Raw genomic sequence first — 18,140 nt, 5'->3', positions numbered from 1 at the left:
TCCCTGACTTCTCAGAAGTCCCAGTCGTCGTCTTCCGTGGCCTCGGCCTTGCCGATGACGTACGACGAGCCCGACCCCGAGAAGAAGTCGTGGTTCTCGTCGGCGTTCGGCGAGAGTGCCGACAGGATCGCCGGGTTCACGTTCGTGACGCTGGAGGGGAACATCGCCTCGTAGCCCAGGTTCATGAGGGCCTTGTTGGCGTTGTAGTGCAGGAACTTCTTCACGTCTTCGGTCAGACCGACACCGTCGTAGAGGTCCTGCGTGTACTGCACCTCGTTGTCGTAGAGCTCGTACATGAGCGAGAACGTGTAGTCCTTGAGCTCATCGCGGCGCTCCTGGGTCTCGTTCTCGAGGCCCTTCTGGAACTTGTAGCCGATGTAGTACCCGTGCACGGCCTCGTCGCGGATGATGAGGCGGATCAGGTCGGCCGTGTTCGTCAGCTTCGCCTTCGAGGACCAATAGATCGGCAGGTAGAAGCCCGAGTAGAAGAGGAACGACTCCAGAAGGGTGGAGGCCACCTTGCGCTTGAGCGGGTCGTCGCCCTGGTAGTAGTCCATGATGATCTGAGCCTTCTTCTGAAGGTTCGGGTTCTCGGTGGACCAGCGGAACGCCTCGTCGATCTCCTTCGTCGACGCGAGGGTCGAGAAGATCGAGGAGTAGCTCTTCGCGTGCACCGACTCCATGAACGCGATGTTCGTGTATACGGCCTCTTCGTGAGGGGTGATCGCGTCGGGGATCAGCGACACCGCGCCCACGGTGCCCTGGATCGTGTCGAGCAGCGTGAGACCGGTGAACACCCGCATGGTGAGCAGCTGCTCGTCGGGGGTGAGCGTGTTCCACGACTGCACGTCGTTCGACAGCGGCACCTTCTCGGGCAGCCAGAAGTTGTTCACCAGACGGTTCCAGACCTCGAGGTCCTTGTCGTCCTGGATGCGGTTCCAGTTGATCGCCTGCACGCTGGAGACCAGCTTGAGTCTTTCGGGAGTCATTTCTTCGTCGTTTCTCGGGTTTCAGCCGCGTTCTCGGGTCGACAGTTTGTCAGGTCAGAGCATGCACGAGACGCACTCGGCCATGTCGGTGCCCTCGAGCGCCAGCTGACGCAGACGGATGTAGTAGATCGTCTTGATGCCCTTGCGCCATGCGTAGATCTGCGCCTTGTTGATGTCACGCGTGGTGGCGGTGTCCTTGAAGAACAGGGTCAGAGACAGACCCTGGTCGACGTGCTGCGTGGCGGCCGCGTAGGTGTCGATGACCTTCTCGTAGCCGATCTCGTACGCGTCCTGGTAGTACTCCAGGTTGTCGTTCGTCATGAACGCCGCCGGGTAGTAGACGCGACCGAGCTTGCCTTCCTTGCGGATCTCGATCTTCGACGCGATCGGGTGGATCGACGACGTGGAGTTGTTGATGTACGAGATCGAGCCGGTCGGCGGGACGGCCTGAAGGTTCTGGTTGTAGATGCCGTGCTTCTGGATCGACGCCTTCAGCTCGGCCCAGTCGTCCTGGGTCGGGATGTGCTTGCCGGCGAAGAGCTCCTTGACCTTCTCGGTCGCGGGAACCCACGCCTGGTCGATGTACTTGTCGAAGAACTCCCCCGACGCATACTTCGAGTCCTCGAACCCGTCGAACGTCGTGCCGCGCTCGATCGCGAGGTTGTTGGACGCCCGCAGGGCGTGGAACAGCACCGTGTAGAAGTAGATGTTCGTGAAGTCGATGCCCTCTTCGGAGCCGTAGTACACATGCTCGCGGGCAAGGTATCCGTGCAGGTTCATCTGGCCGAGGCCGATCGCGTGCGAGCGGTCGTTGCCGTCCTCGATCGACCGCACCGAGCCGATGTGGCTCTGGTCGCTCACCGCGGTGAGGGCGCGGATCGCCGTCTCGACGGTCTGCCCCAGGTCATCGGCATCCATCGACAGCGCGATGTTCATCGAGCCGAGGTTGCAGGAGATGTCCTTGCCGATGTTGTCGTACGACAGGTCGTCGTTGTACGTGGTCGGCGTGTTCACCTGCAGGATCTCGCTGCAGAGGTTGGACATGTTGATCCGACCCTTGATCGGGTTGGCCTTGTTCACCGTGTCTTCGAACATGACGTACGGGTAGCCGGACTCGAACTGGATCTCGGCGACGGTCTGGAAGAACTCGCGCGCGTTGATCTTGGTCTTCTTGATGCGCGGGTCGTCGACCATCTCGCGGTACTTCTCGGTGACCGAGATGTCGCCGAACGGAACGCCGTAGACCTTCTCGACGTCGTACGGCGAGAACAGGTACATGTCCTCGTCGTTCTTGGCGAGTTCGAACGTGATGTCCGGAACCACGACGCCCAGCGACAGCGTCTTGATGCGGATCTTCTCGTCGGCGTTCTCACGCTTGGTGTCGAGGAAGCGCATGATGTCGGGGTGGTGGGCGTTGAGGTACACCGCACCGGCGCCCTGACGCGCACCGAGCTGGTTGGCGTAGCTGAAGCTGTCTTCGAGGAGCTTCATCACGGGGATGATGCCGGAGGACTGGTTCTCGATCTGCTTGATCGGCGCACCCGACTCGCGGATGTTCGACAGCAGCAGGGCGACGCCGCCGCCGCGCTTGGAGAGCTGCAGGGCCGAGTTGATGCCGCGGGCGATCGACTCCATGTTGTCTTCGATGCGCAGCAGGAAGCAGCTGACGAGTTCGCCGCGCTGCGCCTTGCCGGCGTTGAGGAATGTCGGGGTGGCCGGCTGGAAGCGACCGGAGATGATCTCCTCGACGAGCGCGACCGCGAGCTTCTCATCGCCGTCGGCGAGGCCGAGGGCGGTCATCACGACGCGGTCCTCGAAGCGCTCGAGGTAGCGCTTGCCGTCGAACGTCTTCAGCGTGTAGCTCGTGTAGTACTTGAACGCGCCGAGGAACGTCTCGAAACGGAACTTCTTGCCGTAGGCGAGGTCGTTGAGCTTCTGGATGAACTCCATCGAGTACTTCTCGATGACGGCGCCCTCGTAGTACTCCTTCTCCACGAGGTAGTCCAGACGCTCCTTGAGCGAGTGGAAGAACACCGTGTTCTGGTTCACGTGCTGCAGGAAGTACTCCCGCGCGGCGCGCTTGTCGGCGTCGAACTGGATCTTCCCGTTCGCGTCGTACAGGTTGAGCATCGCGTTGAGGGCGTGATAGTCGAGACCCTCGTAAGAGGGATTCGCCTTGAATGCCACTGTCTCGGTCACTGAAGCTGCCACCGTCGTTCCAATCCGTCGCTCACGCGATCCACATCGTCTTGTGTGCCGAAGATCTCGAGCCGATACAAGTGAGGCACGTTGCACTTGCGGCTGATGATGTCACCGGCGAGGCAGAAGGCGTCGCCGAAGTTGGTGTTGCCCGCGGAGATCACGCCGCGGATGTGGCGCCGGTTGCGCTCATCGTTGAGGAACCGGATCACCTGTTTCGGAACGGCGCCCTTCTCGACGCCGCGCCCCGCTCCCCCGCCGTAGGTGGGGGTGACCAGCACGAAGGGCTCGTCGATGACGAGGTCTTCTTCGTGTCGGTGGAGGGGGATGCGTCGGGACGGGAGTCCGAGCTTCTCGATGAACCGCGCGGTGTTACCCGAGACGCTCGAGAAGTAGATCAGGAGCGGCGCTGCGGTCGCGACGGCGCTCATGCGGCGTCACGCCAGACGGGAGGCGAGTTCGTCGATCTTGTCGGGACGGAAACCCGACCAGTGACCCTCGTCGGTGACGACGACGGGTGCCTGCATGTAGCCGAGCGCCTTGACCTGCTCGAGCGCCGTCGGGTCTTCCGACAGGTCGAGGATCTCGTACTCGATGCCCTTGGCATCGAGGGCACGGTAGGTGGCGTTGCACTGAACGCAGGAAGGCTTTGTGTAGACCGTGATCGACATCTTTTTCGTAACCCCTCAAATCTCTGGCCCGCTTCTCATCAGGCTGTTTCCCGGTAGACCCCCTGCCGGGACTTCAATACTACATATGGGGACCGACATTGGGGGCGACCACAAGGGGTAGTAGTTACATCCGTGTAGTTATCCACCGTTCTCTACAGATACAACACAGGTTCTCCACCGTTTCTTCCACAGGCCGAGCCCTCGTCCGGAGGCACTCGAACCGCGTGAAATCGCGGCTGGGAAGCCCCTGTGAGCGATCCATCCACAGGGGGGACGTTACGACGCCCCACCGACATTCGGATTCCTGTGGAAATCGACCTTCGGCGTGTCGCGGGCGTGTCGCGGATCGACCTCTTCGGCGGCCGACCCCGCGGCCCGGTACCGTGGTCTGGTGGCGGGATATCGGGATCTTCTTCGCACGCCGGGAGTGGCGCGCATGATCGCTGCTCAGCTGACCGCACGCTTCCCCAACGGAATGATGTCGCTGGCGATCCTGCTGCACGTCGAGCAGCAGACCGGGTCGTACGGATCGGCAGGCCTGGTCCTCGCCGCGACCAGTGTGGGCCAGGCGATCGCCGGTCCCATCACCAGCCGCTGGATGGGCGTCTGGGGCATGCGACGCGTGCTCACGCTCACACTGTCGGTGTGCGTCGTGGCGGTGCTGTGCCTCGCACTGTTGCCGCTCGAGGTACCGGGCTACATGGCTCTCGGCATGGTCGCCGGACTCTCCACCCCGCCCGTCCAGGCCGCGGTGCGCACCATCTACCCGAAGCTCGTCAACTCCTCGAACCTCACGCCGCTGTTCTCCCTCGACGCGTCGCTGCAGGAGATCATCTGGGTGCTGGCCCCCGTCGTGATCACGCTCGTCTCGACCCAGATCGGCACGCCGGAGGGCCTGCTGCTGGTGGCGATCATCCTCGTCGGCGGCGGCGCCTGGTTCATCCTCTCCCCCGAGGTCGGACGGGTCCGCATCCCCCGGAGCCGCAACGCTCTGGGCAAGGTCGTGCTCAAGCCGCCCGTACTGCTGGCGACCGTGATCGGCTTCCTCCTGATCGGAGCCTGTGCGGCTGTGGAGGTGGGAGTCGTCGCGACGTTCGAGCACGGAAGCCTCGCGGCCGGTCTCGTGCTCGCCGTGTTCTCGGCGGGAAGCCTCGCCGGCGGTCTGGCCTTCGGTCACATCCCCATCGGGCCGTGGGCCATGGCGCGCCGTCTGCTGATCGTCACGATCGGCCTCGGCCTGACGATGGTCATGCTCAACGTGTTCTGGCTCGGCGGCACCCTGATCCTCGCCGGCATCGGCATCGCTCCGGCTCTCGCCGTGCTCTTCGCGATCACCTCGGCCAGTGTGAAGTTCAGCGAGACCGCTGAGGCCTTCGGCTGGGCCGGCACCGGCCAGCTCATCGGCGCCGCCGCCGGATCCGCGGTCGCCGGCTTTCTCGTCGATGTCGGCGACTGGCGCGGCGCCTACCTCGCCGCCACGATCTTCGCCGCGGTGGGACTGCTCGTGGCCGTCGTCTTCGTCCGTTCCTTCCCCGATCTGCGTCACCGCGACGCGAGCCCGCATCCCGACACCGAACCCTTGGCGGTCACCCCCTCATGAGCTCCCCCATCTCTTCGACCTCTGCCCCCGAGATCGTCTGCATCGGCGAGACGATGGCGCTGATCACTCCGACGGATGCCCCGCTCGCCGACGCCGCGCAGGCGTCGATCGGCCTGGCCGGCGCCGAGTCCAACGTGGCCGCCGGCGTCGCCTCCTCCGGACACCGCGTCGCCTGGGCGTCGCGCCTGGGCGACGACCCGCTCGGCGACAGGGTCGCCTCAGAGCTCGAGCGGCGGGGTGTGGAGTTGTGGGTCGAGCGCGACGATGCCGCACCCACCGGAGTGATGTTCAAGGACCCGGGCGCCGAATCCTCCTCCGTCTACTACTACCGTCGGGGATCCGCTGCCTCCCGCATGGAGCCGGGGTTCCTGACCGCGCGGCGTCTCGACGGGGTGCGGATCGTGCACACCACCGGGATCACCCCCGCGCTGTCCGCGTCGTGCCGCGAGACGGTCGACCAGCTCTTCTCCGACGCCCGCACCGCGGGAGCCCTCGTGTCGTTCGACGTGAACGACCGGCGTCCACTGTGGAGCAGGGAGGAGGCCGCAGAGACGCTCGCCCGCCTGGCCGACACCGCGGACATCTCCTTCGTCGGCCGAGACGAGGCTGAACGCATCTGGGGTACCGCGACACCCGCCGAGATCCGCGCCTTCCTCCCGAACTGCGCGCTGCTGGTCGTCAAGGACGGCGATGTCGGCGCCACCGCCTTCCATGGCGACGACGAGCCGATCTTCGTGCCCGCTCCCGTGGTCGACGTCGTCGAGCCGGTCGGCGCGGGAGATGCGTTCGCATCCGGCTTCCTGGCGGCGACCCTCGACGGAGCCGACCTCGCCGCGCGCCTCTCCGCCGGCCACGCGGCCGCGGAGCGCGTGCTGACGATCGCCGCCGACCTCCCACCGCTGGTGCCGCTCGCCTGACGCGGCTCGGGTGATCCCGGCCGCCTGAACACCACCGGTCGTAGGCTGGTGCCATGCCCGCCCCGCTCACCCTGCCCCGTATCTCGTGGGGCTCCCCGTCGGCATCCCGTCGCGCTCTCCTCGTCCACGGTCTCGGTTCCTCAGGAGCACTGATGTGGCGTCTCGGAGACGCTCTCGCCGCAGCGGGATGGCACGCGACCGCCGTCGACCTGCGGGGTCACGGCGATGCACCGCGCGCTCTCGACTACTCGGTGGCCGCGTACGGTGCCGATCTCGCCGCCACCCTCCCGGACGGCGGCGGCGCGTGGGACGCGGTCATCGGCCATTCGCTCGGCGGCGCATCCAGCACGGTCGCGGCGGCATCGACCCCGGAATGGACTCGACGGCTGGTGCTGATCGACCCCGCGATCCATGTGGGCGGGCGCGATGCGGCGATCGTGCGACGGAGCCAGGAGCGCGCATTCGCCGACACCCGCCTCGAAGTGGTGCAGGCGGAGCATCCGCACTGGCATCCGCAGGATCAGGAGCTCAAGGTCGACGCGGTGCTGCGTGCGAGCGCGTGGGCGGTGGAGCAGACCAGTACCCAGAATCAGCCCTGGGACGTACGGGCAGAGGCTGCGCGTCTGACCGTGCCCACGCATGTGATCGGCGCCGACCCCGCGGTCTACAGCATCTTCACGGGAGAACTCGCCGACGAGGTCCTCGCGGCGAACCCCCTGATCACCCTCTCCGTCGTCGAGGGTGCAGGACACTCCCTGCACCGCGACCGCCCGGAGGAATCCGTCCGTCAGCTTCTGGAGGCTCTGGCATGACATTCGACCCTGCGACGCTCCTGCCCGACGACCTTCTCGAGCGCATCCGCGAGCGCGCACCGATCCACGACCGCGAGAACACCTTCCCCCAGCAGGACCTCGACGAGTTGCGCGCGGCCGGCTACCTGTCGATCCTGGTGCCGAAGGAGCGCGGAGGGGCGGGGCTCGGACTCGCCGAGGCCGCGATCCTGCAGCAGCGTCTCGCCGGTGCCGCGCCGGCGACGGCGCTGGCCATCAACATGCATCTCGTGTGGACCGGCGTGGCGAAGGTCTTCTCCGACAGAGGCGTCCCCGGCCTCGAGTTCGTGCAGGACGGCGCTGCGGCAGGCGAGGTCTTCGCCTTCGGCATCAGCGAGGGCGGCAACGACCTGGTGCTGTTCGGCAGCGACACCGCGGCCGTGCCCGACGGCGACGGCGGCTACGCGTTCACCGGGACCAAGATCTTCACCTCCCTCGCTCCGGTCTGGACGCGGCTGGGGCTGCACGGCCTCGACACCACCAGCCCCGATGGGCCGAAGCTCGTGTTCGCCTTCGTGGAGCGGACGCACGCCGTCACGACGTCCGACGACTGGGACACCCTCGGCATGCGGGGCACGCAGAGCCGCACCACCCGGCTGAACGGCGCCGTGGCCGATGCCGCGCACGTGGTGCGGCGCATCGACCCCGGGCCCAGCCCCGATCCGATCGTGTTCGGCATCTTCTCGGTGTTCGAGATCCTGCTCGCCTCCGTCTACACCGGCATCGCCCGGCGAGCGCTCGAGCTCGCCGTGACGACGGCGCAGAAGCGGCACTCGAAGAAGACCGGCCTCGCCTACAGCCAGGACCCCGACATCCGCTGGCGCATCGCCGACATGGCCATCGCCTACGACGCCCTGCCGCCGCAGATCGCCTCCCTCGCCCGTGATGTGGACGACGGCGTCGATCACGGCGCGCGCTGGTTCCCGCAGCTCTCCGGCGTCAAGCACCGGGCGATCACGATGGCCAAGCACGTTGTCGACGAGGCGATGCTCGTGGCCGGCGGCGGGTCGTACTTCTCCGCCAACGAGCTCTCGCGTCTCTACCGTGACGTGCTGGCCGGGGCGTTCCACCCCTCCGACCCCGAATCCGCGCATTCGACGGCGGCGAACGCCTGGCTGGGTCCGCTCGAGAGCTGAATTTCCTGCCGATTCCGCTGGACGAATCGCCAGATTCTGCGAAATCGGTTGCCGAGCGCATTGCGGAGTGCGAAGATCGCACCATGAGTCCGGCGAAGAAGCACCCTTCCCTCGATGCGGTCTCGAAGACGATCGTCGAGCTGCTCCAAGAGGACGGCCGTCGTTCGTATTCGGAGATCGGCCGCACCGTCGGGATGAGCGAAGCCGCGGTGCGCCAGAGGGTGCAGCGGCTCACCGAGTCGGGCGTGATGCAGATCGTCGCCGTCACCGACCCGATGCAGCTGGGCTTCCACCGCCAGGCCATGATCGGCGTCCGCGTGTCCGGCGACGCGCGCCGTGTCGCCGAGGCCATCGCCGCGATCGAGTCCGTCGACTACGTGGTCATCACGATCGGCTCGTTCGACGTCCTCGCCGAGGTCGTCTGCGAGGACGACGACGACCTGCTCGCGCTGATCAACGACGTCATCCGCCCGATCGATGGCGTCCTCTCCACCGAAACCTTCATCTACGCCAAGCTGCAGAAGCAGCTCTACAACTGGGGGACCAGATGAGCACCGCACGCACCATCCCTTCCGAGTCCGCACTGCAGACGATGGCGAAGGACCATCTCTGGATGCACTTCACCCGGCAGTCGACGATGGCGGAGTCGGGTGTGCCCATCATCGTCAAGGGAGACGGGCATCGTATCTGGGATGCCAAGGGCAAGGAGTACTTCGACGGCCTGGCCGGACTCTTCGTCGTGAACGCCGGCCACGGTCGGCGTCGGCTGGCCGAGGCCGCGGCGGCGCAGGCCTCCGAGCTGGCTTTCTTCCCCCTCTGGTCGTATGCGCACCCGGCAGCGATCGAGCTGGCCGACCGTCTCGCCGACGAGGCGCCGGGCGACCTCAACAAGGTCTTCTTCTCCACCGGGGGCGGCGAGGCGGTCGAGACCGCATTCAAGCTCGCGAAGCACTACTGGAAGCTGCAGGGCAAGCCCGCCAAGCACAAGGTGATCTCCCGCGCCGTCGCGTATCACGGCACCCCGCAGGGCGCGCTGGCGATCACGGGCATCCCGGCGATGAAGTCGATGTTCGAGCCCGTCACCCCCGGCGGCTTCCGCGTGCCCAACACCAACTTCTACCGCGCGGCCGAGATGGGTGGACCCGCCGACGACCTCGAGGCGTTCGGACGCTGGGCGGCCGACCGCATCGAGGAGATGATCCTCTTCGAAGGCGCTGACACCGTGGCCGCCGTGTTCCTCGAGCCGGTGCAGAACTCCGGCGGATGCTTCCCGCCCCCTCCCGGCTACTTCGCCCGCGTCCGCGAGATCTGCGACCGCCACGACGTGCTGCTCGTCTCGGACGAGGTCATCTGCGCCTTCGGCCGCCTCGGTCACACCTTCGCCTGCACGGGCCTGGGCTACGTGCCCGACATGATCACGTGCGCCAAGGGCATGACGAGCGGCTACTCCCCCATCGGCGCGACCATCGTCAGCGACCGTATCTACGAGCCCTTCTCGAAGGGCGATCTGTCCTTCCCGCACGGCTACACGTTCGGCGGACACCCGGTGTCGGCCGCTGTCGCTCTGGAGAACCTGGCGATCTTCGACGAGGAGGGGCTGAACGCGCACGTGCGCGAGAATTCCCCGCTGTTCCGCACCGAGCTCGAGAAGCTGCTCGACCTGCCGCTGGTGGGCGACGTGCGGGGCGACGGTTACTTCTTCGGCATCGAGCTCGTGAAGGACAAGTCGACCAAGGAGACCTTCGACGACGACGAGTCCGAGCGGCTGCTGCGCGGCTTCCTCTCCCCCGCCCTGTTCGAGGCCGGTCTGTATTGCCGCGCCGACGACCGCGGCGACCCCGTGATCCAGCTCGCGCCGCCGCTCACCGTCGGGCCTTCGGAATTCCGCGAGATCGAGCAGATCCTGCGCGACGTGCTGACACGCGCGCAGTCGGTGCTCTGACCCTCGCGCGCACCGATCGGGCGGATACGGGTCAGGCCACCGGCACCGCGCTCCGCTTCGCCAGCAGCGCGAGGTGGAGCGCGGCGAGCGTCTCCCCGTCGTCGAGGTCGACGTCGAGCAGATCACCGATCAGGGTGAGCCGCTGGTAGAAGACGGATCTCGAGAGGTGGCTCGCGGCCGCCGCCGCGGAGCGATTTCCGGGGTGGGTGACGAGCGCCGCGAGCACGTCGAGCAGGTCTCCGCGCCGGTCGCGGTCGTACGCCACGACCGGGGCGAGCATCCGCTCGCTGTGCGCGAGCAGGCGCTGATCGTCACGCAACGAGGCGACGAAGCGCTCGAGCGGACGGTCGTCGACGCGTCGCACGCGCGGGCCGGATTCGGAGCGGTCGCTCGCCGCGAGGTCTCTCGCCGCGCGCAATGAGGCGAGCAGCCCCAGGACATCTTCGGCGGGAGGGCCGACGAAGACCGTGCGCGCGGGCCCGGCGATGCGCACGGCGAGAGCATCGGTGAGCAGCGCGGACTCGGGGAGCGACAGCAGGGCGACGTCATCCTCTCCCACGCGGGCGGCGACCACGGCGGCCCCGGCCTGCCGAGCCCGGTAGGCGAGCTCGGCCGCCGACTCCGCCCCGCGGGCGACGAAGCCGTGGCAATGCCGACCCGAAAGAGCGAACCCGCCCGAAGCCAGAAGGGCGGCGATGTCGGCCGGGTTCGCGAACCGCGCGCCGAGCAGATCGTCGATGATGCCCCGCTGCGCGAGCAGCGACCACTCGGTGTCGCCCCCGTCCGCCAGGCAGCCGAAGGCCAGTGCCGTCGCCCCCTGTTCGAGCACCGTGTGCCGGCCCGCCGGGTGCACGGGGCCCGGAAGGGCGAGCAGGGTTCCCCACCGCACGCCCCGCGCCTGCACCGGGATGCGATCGGCCGCGTCGAGCTGTCCGAGCGCCTGCGCGACCGGCATCCGCAGGGTCTCGAGCGCGATCACCTCGTGCGCGAGGTTCTCCAACACGACGGGCGCACCGAGCGCTCGCGCGGTCTCGGCGACCACGACGTCGGCTGGAGCGCCCTGCAGGCTCAACGCGGTGAAGAGCTCGTGCAGGCGCTGGCGTTCGTGCAGCGCATCCGTCTGAGCGGCGATGAGCGATCTGTGCACCGACTCCGTCACCGCGACGAACTTGATCTCGCTGGTCAGGGCGATCAGGGCGAGACCGACGTCCCGGCACACCTCGGTCACGGCATCGGGGATCTGCGATTGGCCGGACCCGAGCTCCACGACGATGCCCGCGATCCCCGCACGGTGCAGGGCTCTCGCGAAGTCGCGCAGCTCGTCCGGAGCCGTCGGCCATCCCGCCCCGGTGCTGAGCAGCAGCTCGCCGCCGTCGAGCAGTCGGGCGACTCCTGCGCTGTCGGAGACATGCACCCAGCGCACGTCGGCATCGAGAGCGGCGCCGCCCACGACCACGTCCGGTGCGCCCGCCTGCAGCACAGAATCGGCGAGAACGTCGGCCACCGTGAGCACACCCCCTGCCCGACTCGGACGATCTGTCCGATGCGGGCTCAAGTCCTGACGTTCTGACACCACTCGACGCTCTTCCGCTCTGTGATCATTGAGGAACATCAGCGTATCGAACGTTCAGTCAGAGTGTTCGAATCCGTATTCTTCAGCCTCGGAGGAACATCGTGGACATCGTCCGTCACGTCATCAACGGAGTGGAGGCCGCAGAAGCGGCCCGCACCGGCCAGGTCTTCGACCCCGCCACCGGCCAGGTGTCGAAGCAGGTCGCATTCGCCTCGACCGCCGAGGTCGACTCCGCCATCGCCGCGGCGGCGGCCGCGCTCCCCGCCTGGCGCGAGACGAGCCTGATCAAGCGCGCCGACGTCTTCTTCCGCTTGCGGCAGCTGCTCAAGGAGCGCACACCCGAACTCGCCGCGATCGTCACCTCCGAGCACGGCAAGGTGCTCTCGGACGCTGCCGGCGAGGTGTCGCGCGGCATCGAGAACGTCGAGTTCGCGGCGGGACTCGTGCATCTGCTCAAGGGTGAACGCAGCGAGCAGGTGTCGCGCGGTGTCGACGTGCACTCGGTCAAGCAGCCGGTCGGCGTCGTCGCGGCGATCACACCGTTCAACTTCCCGGTCATGGTGCCGTTGTGGATGGTCGCCTCGGCGATCGCTTGCGGCAACACGGTCGTGCTCAAGCCGAGCGAGAAGGATCCGTCGGCTTCCGTGTGGCTCGCGAAGCTCTTCGCCGAGGCCGGGCTGCCCGACGGCGTGCTCAACGTGGTCCACGGCGACAAGGAGGCCGTCGACGCGATCCTGGAGTCGCCCCGGGTCGATGCCGTGAGCTTCGTCGGCTCGACCCCCATCGCCCGCTCGATCTACCAGCGCGCCTCGGCCGCCGGCAAGCGGGTGCAGGCGCTCGGCGGCGCGAAGAACCACATGGTCGTCATGCCCGATGCCGACATCGACGCGGCTGCCGACGCAGCGGTCTCCGCCGCCTACGGCTCCGCCGGCGAGCGCTGCATGGCCGTCTCGGTGCTGGTCGCCGTCGGCGACATCGCCGATGACCTCGTCACCGCGATCGCCGATCGCATCGGCGGCCTCACGATCGGTGCCGGCACGGATGCCGCGAGCGAGATGGGTCCGCTCATCACCCGCGAGCACCGCGACAAGGTCGCCTCGTACGTGACGGGCGCCGAGGGCGAGGGCGCGAAGGTCGTCGTCGACGGCACGCAGAAGCAGTTCGACTCGGAGGGCTTCTTCCTGGGCGTCAGCTTGATCGACGAGGTCGCGCCCGGCATGAAGGTCTACGACGACGAGATCTTCGGCCCGGTGCTGTCGGTCGTGCGCGTCGAGACCTACGCCGAGGCGGTCGAGCTGGTCAACGCCAACGCCTACGGCAACGGCACCGCGATCTTCACGCGCGACGGCGGCACGGCCCGGCAGTACGAGTTCGACATCGAGGTCGGCATGGTCGGCGTCAACGTGCCGATCCCGGTGCCGATCGGCGCCTACTCGTTCGGCGGATGGAAGGACTCGCTGTTCGGAGACTCCCACATCTACGGTCCCGAGTCGGTGCACTTCTACACACGCTCCAAGGTCGTCACCACCCGGTGGCCCGACCACACGCCCTCCCAGGTCGACCTGGGCTTCCCGAGCAACCACTGACGAGGAGCGACCACGATGACGAACTTCACCGACCGCCACGGCGTCTCGCACCCGCTCCCCGCGCCCGAGGCCGAAGCGCAGGTGCGTGCGGACGACCGCGGCCACGTGTTCCATTCCTGGAGCGCGCAGGGCCTGATCGATCCGCATCCCGTCGCCGCGGGCGAGGGCTCGACGTTCTGGGACTACCAGGGCAATGCGTACCTCGACTTCTCGAGCCAACTCGTGAACCTGAACCTGGGGCACCAGCATCCCGACCTGGTCGCGGCGATCCAAGAGCAGGCCGGGCGTCTCGCGACGATCCAGCCCGCGATCGCCAACGACGTGCGCGGGGAACTCGCGCGACTGATCGCCGAGGTCGCGCCGGAGGGCCTGGAGAAGGTGTTCTTCACCAACGGCGGCGCCGAGGCCAACGAGTACGCGGTGCGCATGGCCCGCCAGTTCACCGGCCGTCGCAAGGTGCTGTCGATGTACCGCAGCTACCACGGCTCCACATCGACCGCGATCTCGCTCACCGGCGACCCGCGGCGTTGGGCGAACGACACCGTCGACTCCGGCGCCGTGCGCTTCTTCGGACCGTACCTGTACCGCTCGCCGTTCCACGCCGAGACCCCGGAGCAGGAGTCCGAACGAGCACTCGCGCATCTCGAGCAGACGATCCAGCTCGAAGGGCCGCAGACGATCGCGGCGATCATCATCGAGACGGTCGTCGGCACCAACGGCGTGCTCGTGCCGCCGCCCGGATACCTGCAGGGCGTGCGCGCGCTGTGCGACCGCTACGGCATCGTCTACATCGCCGACGAGGTCATGGTGGGATTCGGGCGACTGGGCGAATGGTTCGGCATCGACGCGTTCGACGCCAGCCCCGACCTGATCACCTTCGCGAAGGGCGTGAACTCGGGCTACGTGCCCCTCGGCGGCGTGGTGATCTCCGACCGCATCGCGAGCGCCTTCGACACGATGCCCTTCGCCGGCGGGCTGACCTACTCGGGGCACCCGCTGGCCTGTGCGGCGGGTGTCGCGACGTTCGAGGTGTTCCGTCGCGACGGCATCCTCGAGCGCGTGCGCGACCTCGGCGAACGCGTGGTCGGTCCGACCGTGCGCTCCTGGGCCGAGAAGCACCCGAGCGTCGGCGATGTGCGCGGCCTCGGACTGTTCTGGGCGGTCGAGCTGGTCCGTGACCAGGAGACGCGCGAGCCCCTCGTGCCGTTCAACGCCTCCGGCGCGGATGCCGCTCCGATGGGCGCCTTCGCCGCTGCCGCCAAGAAGGCCGGCGTCTGGCCGTTCACGCATTTCAACCGCATGCACGTGGCCCCGCCGCTGGTGATCAGCGAAGAAGACCTGGTGCGCGGACTCACCGTGCTCGACGAAGCGCTCTCCGTGGCCGACGAGGCCGCCGCGAGAACACGGGTTTTCAGATGACGACCTTCGACCCTCGTACTACGAGCCCGACTACAGCCCTCGCTACGACCCACGCGAACCTCAACGAGGGCACTAGCCGCTAGTCCGGAACAGCGGAGGGGTGAGCGCAGCCGCTCTCACCCCTTCTCGTTCGTCACTTCATGTTTGTTGACGCCTCAGAGCCGCGATAAGGGCTCTGGAGAATCTTCTTTCTACAAGATAGAGCGCCGTCATCATGAGCAGCAAGATCGCTGCAGCGATCGCGCTCAGCATTGGAGGGTCATTCCAGAAAACGATGGCTGCGACCAGCGCGAGGACAGGCGCCACCCAGCTGATGATGAGAAGACTGCGCTTCCGTTTCGCCATAGGGCCAAGTTCATTGAGAGAGACCATGGTTGAAGCTCCTTATCTCCTTACGGTCCTGTACACCAGATGTGACCCGCCCAGGTCCAGTACACCCAGATGCCCTTACCGGTCTGGTTGCATAGCCCCAGCCCCACGTTGTAGAGAGCTACCGGGCCAACAAATCCTGGAATCAGTGCGTACAGGATGGACGCAGTTTGACTGATCGAGACCTTGTTCGCGGGGATCCACGTTTTCCCTCCCCACCAATAGGTCGGATCGGCGACGACCGGATAGGCCACATCGCGGGCAGTGTGTTCAACGACCTGCACGAGCTGAGTGCCATCAACTTCGTATCGAGTCGGAACTGCAGCGCCGTTCGCATCGACCGCCCATGGCACATTCGTTGTGATCACCGTGATGCCATCTCGATCCGCAACCACCGCTGATCCGTCCTCGACCAACATCACCGAACCGCCGACAGGAACGTCGATTCCGTAGGCGAAGCGCTCGGGAGCTTTCGATGAAGCGATCGTGGTGAGCATCTGCACACCATCTGAAAATGGCACGACCGTGTTAGCCACACCGTTATCCGAGGGGTATGCGACAGCCCCCGATTCCAATGAGACGCCCGCTTCACCCCCTTCCGAAGCAGGAAGGCTGATGCCCACCACAGCATCCCCGACGGCGAGCTTCACTCCCTCGGACGCATCCCGCGGCACGGTAACCGTGCTTCCTCCGACATCGAGCACCGCCACCGCATCATCTGTACGCGAAGACGCCGCCGCATCCTCAACCAAACCTGCCCTCACTCCGGCAAGAGCCCGCTCAACGTCTGCCACCGAAACCGTGTCAACATCCTCGGACGCATATGCCGGACCCACCCACGTACAGATCAGAGCCAGGGAGGCCACCACCGCCCCAGCCGAAACCTTTGTTCGATATCTCACTGTGTTTCTCCGATCACTCGACCCGCCGCGCGCACAAGCATCCCGCACTCCAGCAGAACCTGTCTGTCCACCATTCGGGGGACGGACCAGCGAAACCCGCACCACATCGCGAAGAGCGACCGATATACGATTAGGCGGCAAACTCCACTCTCACGTCGATGTGTTCGACTGGTGGCTTCCCGAGGTCTACGCCGGCCCCACCTTTCGCACGCAGATCGTTGTGCGTCCGGCGGCCGCCGAGGAGATCGCAACGCACCTGGTCCGGGGGGCGGTGAGCGACCGAGGGGCCCTGAGCTACTCCCCCCGATTTCCCTCGGCGTAATTGTCGGTGTGGTGTCACTCAGTCGCCCACGGAGTCGAACACCCGCTCTCCCCCGACCCAGGTGCCGCGCACCTCGGTCAGACCGATCTCCTCCGCCGGATGCTCGAACGGATCCCGGTCGAGCAGGGCGAGGTCGGCCCGCATCCCCACCGCGATCGTCCCGGTGTCGTCGAGGTGGTTCACCCGCGCCGATCCCGCCGTGTAGGCGACGAGGGCCGTGGCGAGGTCGATCGCCTGCTCCGGGAGGAACGGTTCGTAGTCGCCCTCCCACTCGGTCGGCGCGGAACGGCGGTTGACGGCCACGTGGATCGCCGCCATCGGGTTCGGCGTGCTGACCGACCAGTCGCTGCCCGCCGCGAGCGCGGCACCGGAACGCAACAGGTCGCCGAACGGGTACTGCCACGCGCTGCGCTGCGCTCCGAGGAACGGGATGGTGAGGTCGACCATCTGCGGCTCGAGCGTCGCCCACAGCATCTGCATGTTGGCGGTGACGTCGAGCGCCCGGAACCGCGGGATGTCGTCGGGGTGCACGACCTGGATGTGGGAGATGTGGTGCCGGTTGCCGCGCGGACCGTTCTGCACGAGCGCGGCCTCGACCGCATCGAGGCACTCGCGCACGGCGCGGTCGCCGATCGCGTGGAAGTGCAGCGTGAAGCCGAGGGCGTCGAGCCGGGTCGCGGCTTCTTTGAGCAGCTCCGGTTCGACGAAGGAGATCCCCGAATCCTCGCGCGGGTGCCCGTGGCCGTCGCAGTACGGTTCCAGCATCGCGGCCGTGAAGTTCTCGGCGACGCCGTCCTGCATGATCTTCACGCTGCGCGCCCGGAAGCGCCCGACCGTGCTCTCGTCCCGACGGCGCACGATGTCATCGATCTGCTCCAGGCCCCGTGATCGATCCCACCACAGGGAGCCGACGACGCGACCGGTGAGCGCCCCGGATGCGGCGGCGGTCCGATAGGCCGGGAGCGGATCGCCCGCATCGCCGTACTCGGTGCCGACGATCGCGTCCTGCCAGGCCGTCACCCCGTAGGAGTGCAGGTGGCGCTGCCCCTGCAGGAGCGCCTCCACGAGTCGCTCGGGCGCCTCGGTCGGCAGGAGCCGGTTGACCAGGCCCATCGCGCCCTCGTGCAGCGTGCCGCTGGGGGCACCGGTCTCATCGCGCTCGATCCGCCCGTCCGCGGGGTCGGCCGTCTCGCGGGTGATGCCGGCGAGCGCGAGCGCACGGGAGTTGACCCAGGCACCGTGTCCGTCACGGTTCGGCAGGAACGCCGGGCGATCGGGCACGACGGAGTCGAGGTCTTCTGCCGTCGGTGTGCCTCCGGGGAACGCCGACATCTGCCATCCGCCCCCGAGGATCCACTCGTCGTCCGGGTGCGCGGCCGCATACCGGGCGATCCGGTCGAGGTACTCCTCGCGGGTGGCCAGAGCGGACAGATCGCAGCGGAGCATGTCCAACCCGCCCCACACCGGGTGCACGTGCGCGTCCTGGAATCCGGGCACCAGCAGTCCGCCGGCGAGGTCGATCACCTCGGTCTCCGGCCCGATCAGCGCCGCGACGTCGTGCCCCACCGCGCTGATGAACCCGTCCGTCACGGCGACCGCGTGCGCCGTGGTGCGCGCGGCATCGGCAAGGAACACCCGCCCTCCGCGCACGCCACCCGTGAAGACCAGATCTGCGTATCCCACGC

16 protein-coding genes are annotated in these 18,140 nt (G+C 67.1%); 8 read left to right on the top strand and 8 right to left on the bottom strand.

Annotated elements, in window-relative coordinates; all coding sequences use genetic code 11:
* Positions 1-11 precede the first annotated feature (11 nt).
* The 4 genes from nrdF to nrdH all read right to left on the bottom strand — a co-directional run bounded on the left by nrdF (position 12) and on the right by nrdH (position 3,859).
* A complete protein-coding gene (gene nrdF, locus ACLFA2_RS14230; RefSeq protein WP_017828866.1) occupies positions 12-989 on the bottom strand; it encodes a class 1b ribonucleoside-diphosphate reductase subunit beta in 978 nt (325 codons plus the stop codon).
* A gap of 54 nt (positions 990-1,043) precedes the next feature.
* A complete protein-coding gene (gene nrdE / locus ACLFA2_RS14225) occupies positions 1,044-3,119 on the bottom strand; it encodes a class 1b ribonucleoside-diphosphate reductase subunit alpha (protein ID WP_208323943.1) in 2,076 nt (691 codons plus the stop codon).
* A 65-nt stretch (positions 3,120-3,184) separates the two neighbouring features.
* Positions 3,185-3,619, bottom strand: coding sequence for a class Ib ribonucleoside-diphosphate reductase assembly flavoprotein NrdI (gene nrdI / locus ACLFA2_RS14220; protein ID WP_021199956.1), 435 nt, complete (start codon positions 3,617-3,619; stop codon positions 3,185-3,187).
* Positions 3,620-3,625: 6 nt separating this feature from the next.
* A complete protein-coding gene (gene nrdH, locus ACLFA2_RS14215) occupies positions 3,626-3,859 on the bottom strand; it encodes a glutaredoxin-like protein NrdH (protein ID WP_017828869.1) in 234 nt (77 codons plus the stop codon).
* Between the two features lie 436 nt (positions 3,860-4,295).
* On the opposite strand from nrdH, the gene ACLFA2_RS14210 reads away from it, so the two are divergent.
* The 6 genes from ACLFA2_RS14210 (at position 4,296) to ACLFA2_RS14185 (ending at position 10,284) form a co-directional block, all read left to right on the top strand.
* Positions 4,296-5,459: an MFS transporter gene (locus tag ACLFA2_RS14210; protein ID WP_051668061.1), complete on the top strand. Its 1,164-nt coding sequence runs from the start codon at positions 4,296-4,298 to the stop codon at positions 5,457-5,459.
* On the top strand, positions 5,456-6,376 hold the full coding sequence (locus ACLFA2_RS14205; RefSeq protein WP_029267133.1) for a sugar kinase: 921 nt from the start codon (positions 5,456-5,458) through the stop codon (positions 6,374-6,376). The genes ACLFA2_RS14210 and ACLFA2_RS14205 overlap by 4 nt, the downstream gene beginning before the upstream one ends.
* Before the next feature lie 53 nt (positions 6,377-6,429).
* Positions 6,430-7,188: an alpha/beta fold hydrolase gene (locus tag ACLFA2_RS14200; protein WP_021199959.1), complete on the top strand. Its 759-nt coding sequence runs from the start codon at positions 6,430-6,432 to the stop codon at positions 7,186-7,188.
* Entirely contained in the window at positions 7,185-8,342 is a 1,158-nt protein-coding gene (locus tag ACLFA2_RS14195; protein WP_021199960.1) for an acyl-CoA dehydrogenase family protein, read from the top strand. Before ACLFA2_RS14200 ends, ACLFA2_RS14195 begins: the two co-directional genes overlap by 4 nt.
* 83 nt (positions 8,343-8,425) lie before the next feature.
* Positions 8,426-8,893: an Lrp/AsnC family transcriptional regulator gene (locus tag ACLFA2_RS14190; RefSeq protein WP_426621506.1), complete on the top strand. Its 468-nt coding sequence runs from the start codon at positions 8,426-8,428 to the stop codon at positions 8,891-8,893.
* Positions 8,890-10,284, top strand: a complete 1,395-nt coding sequence (locus ACLFA2_RS14185; protein WP_021199962.1) for an aspartate aminotransferase family protein — start codon at positions 8,890-8,892, stop codon at positions 10,282-10,284. The genes ACLFA2_RS14190 and ACLFA2_RS14185 overlap by 4 nt, the downstream gene beginning before the upstream one ends.
* Before the next feature lie 31 nt (positions 10,285-10,315).
* Here ACLFA2_RS14185 and ACLFA2_RS14180 read toward each other — a convergent pair whose 3' ends face one another.
* A complete protein-coding gene (locus tag ACLFA2_RS14180) occupies positions 10,316-11,788 on the bottom strand; it encodes a PucR family transcriptional regulator ligand-binding domain-containing protein (RefSeq protein ID WP_426621505.1) in 1,473 nt (490 codons plus the stop codon).
* Between the two features lie 170 nt (positions 11,789-11,958).
* Here ACLFA2_RS14180 and ACLFA2_RS14175 point away from each other — a divergent pair, with 170 nt between their 5' ends.
* Positions 11,959-13,443: a CoA-acylating methylmalonate-semialdehyde dehydrogenase gene (locus ACLFA2_RS14175; protein ID WP_021199964.1), complete on the top strand. Its 1,485-nt coding sequence runs from the start codon at positions 11,959-11,961 to the stop codon at positions 13,441-13,443.
* Between the two features lie 15 nt (positions 13,444-13,458).
* A complete protein-coding gene (locus tag ACLFA2_RS14170) occupies positions 13,459-14,862 on the top strand; it encodes an aspartate aminotransferase family protein (protein ID WP_426621504.1) in 1,404 nt (467 codons plus the stop codon).
* Positions 14,863-15,000: 138 nt separating this feature from the next.
* Here the strand turns inward: ACLFA2_RS14170 and ACLFA2_RS14165 are convergent, their stop codons facing one another.
* The 3 genes from ACLFA2_RS14165 to ACLFA2_RS14155 form a co-directional block, all read right to left on the bottom strand.
* A complete protein-coding gene (locus ACLFA2_RS14165; protein WP_021199966.1) occupies positions 15,001-15,234 on the bottom strand; it encodes a hypothetical protein in 234 nt (77 codons plus the stop codon).
* A gap of 20 nt (positions 15,235-15,254) precedes the next feature.
* Entirely contained in the window at positions 15,255-16,025 is a 771-nt protein-coding gene (locus tag ACLFA2_RS14160) for a hypothetical protein (protein WP_426621503.1), read from the bottom strand.
* Positions 16,026-16,473: 448 nt separating this feature from the next.
* Entirely contained in the window at positions 16,474-18,138 is a 1,665-nt protein-coding gene (locus ACLFA2_RS14155) for an amidohydrolase (RefSeq protein ID WP_426621502.1), read from the bottom strand.
* Positions 18,139-18,140: the final 2 nt, after the last annotated feature.

The sequence above is a fragment of the Microbacterium sp. As-52 genome (assembly GCF_049949185.1).
Classification (GTDB): domain Bacteria; phylum Actinomycetota; class Actinomycetes; order Actinomycetales; family Microbacteriaceae; genus Microbacterium; species Microbacterium maritypicum_A.
The sequence above is the reverse complement of the archived record's forward strand: the minus strand, read 5'-3'. Positions and strand labels throughout refer to the sequence as shown.

Excerpts from the sequence above, each read along its gene's own strand:
- nrdF (WP_017828866.1), bottom strand. The coding sequence starts at position 989 with ATGACTCCCGAAAGACTCAAGCTGGTCTCCAGCGTGCAGGCGATCAAC.
- nrdE (WP_208323943.1), bottom strand. The coding sequence starts at position 3,119 with ATGCTCAACCTGTACGACGCGAACGGGAAGATCCAGTTCGACGCCGAC.
- nrdI (WP_021199956.1), bottom strand. The coding sequence starts at position 3,619 with ATGAGCGCCGTCGCGACCGCAGCGCCGCTCCTGATCTACTTCTCGAGC.
- nrdH (WP_017828869.1), bottom strand. The coding sequence starts at position 3,859 with ATGTCGATCACGGTCTACACAAAGCCTTCCTGCGTTCAGTGCAACGCC.
- ACLFA2_RS14210 (WP_051668061.1), top strand. The coding sequence starts at position 4,296 with ATGATCGCTGCTCAGCTGACCGCACGCTTCCCCAACGGAATGATGTCG.
- ACLFA2_RS14205 (WP_029267133.1), top strand. The coding sequence starts at position 5,456 with ATGAGCTCCCCCATCTCTTCGACCTCTGCCCCCGAGATCGTCTGCATC.
- ACLFA2_RS14200 (WP_021199959.1), top strand. The coding sequence starts at position 6,430 with ATGCCCGCCCCGCTCACCCTGCCCCGTATCTCGTGGGGCTCCCCGTCG.
- ACLFA2_RS14195 (WP_021199960.1), top strand. The coding sequence starts at position 7,185 with ATGACATTCGACCCTGCGACGCTCCTGCCCGACGACCTTCTCGAGCGC.
- ACLFA2_RS14190 (WP_426621506.1), top strand. The coding sequence starts at position 8,426 with ATGAGTCCGGCGAAGAAGCACCCTTCCCTCGATGCGGTCTCGAAGACG.
- ACLFA2_RS14185 (WP_021199962.1), top strand. The coding sequence starts at position 8,890 with ATGAGCACCGCACGCACCATCCCTTCCGAGTCCGCACTGCAGACGATG.
- ACLFA2_RS14170 (WP_426621504.1), top strand. The coding sequence starts at position 13,459 with ATGACGAACTTCACCGACCGCCACGGCGTCTCGCACCCGCTCCCCGCG.
- ACLFA2_RS14165 (WP_021199966.1), bottom strand. The coding sequence starts at position 15,234 with ATGGTCTCTCTCAATGAACTTGGCCCTATGGCGAAACGGAAGCGCAGT.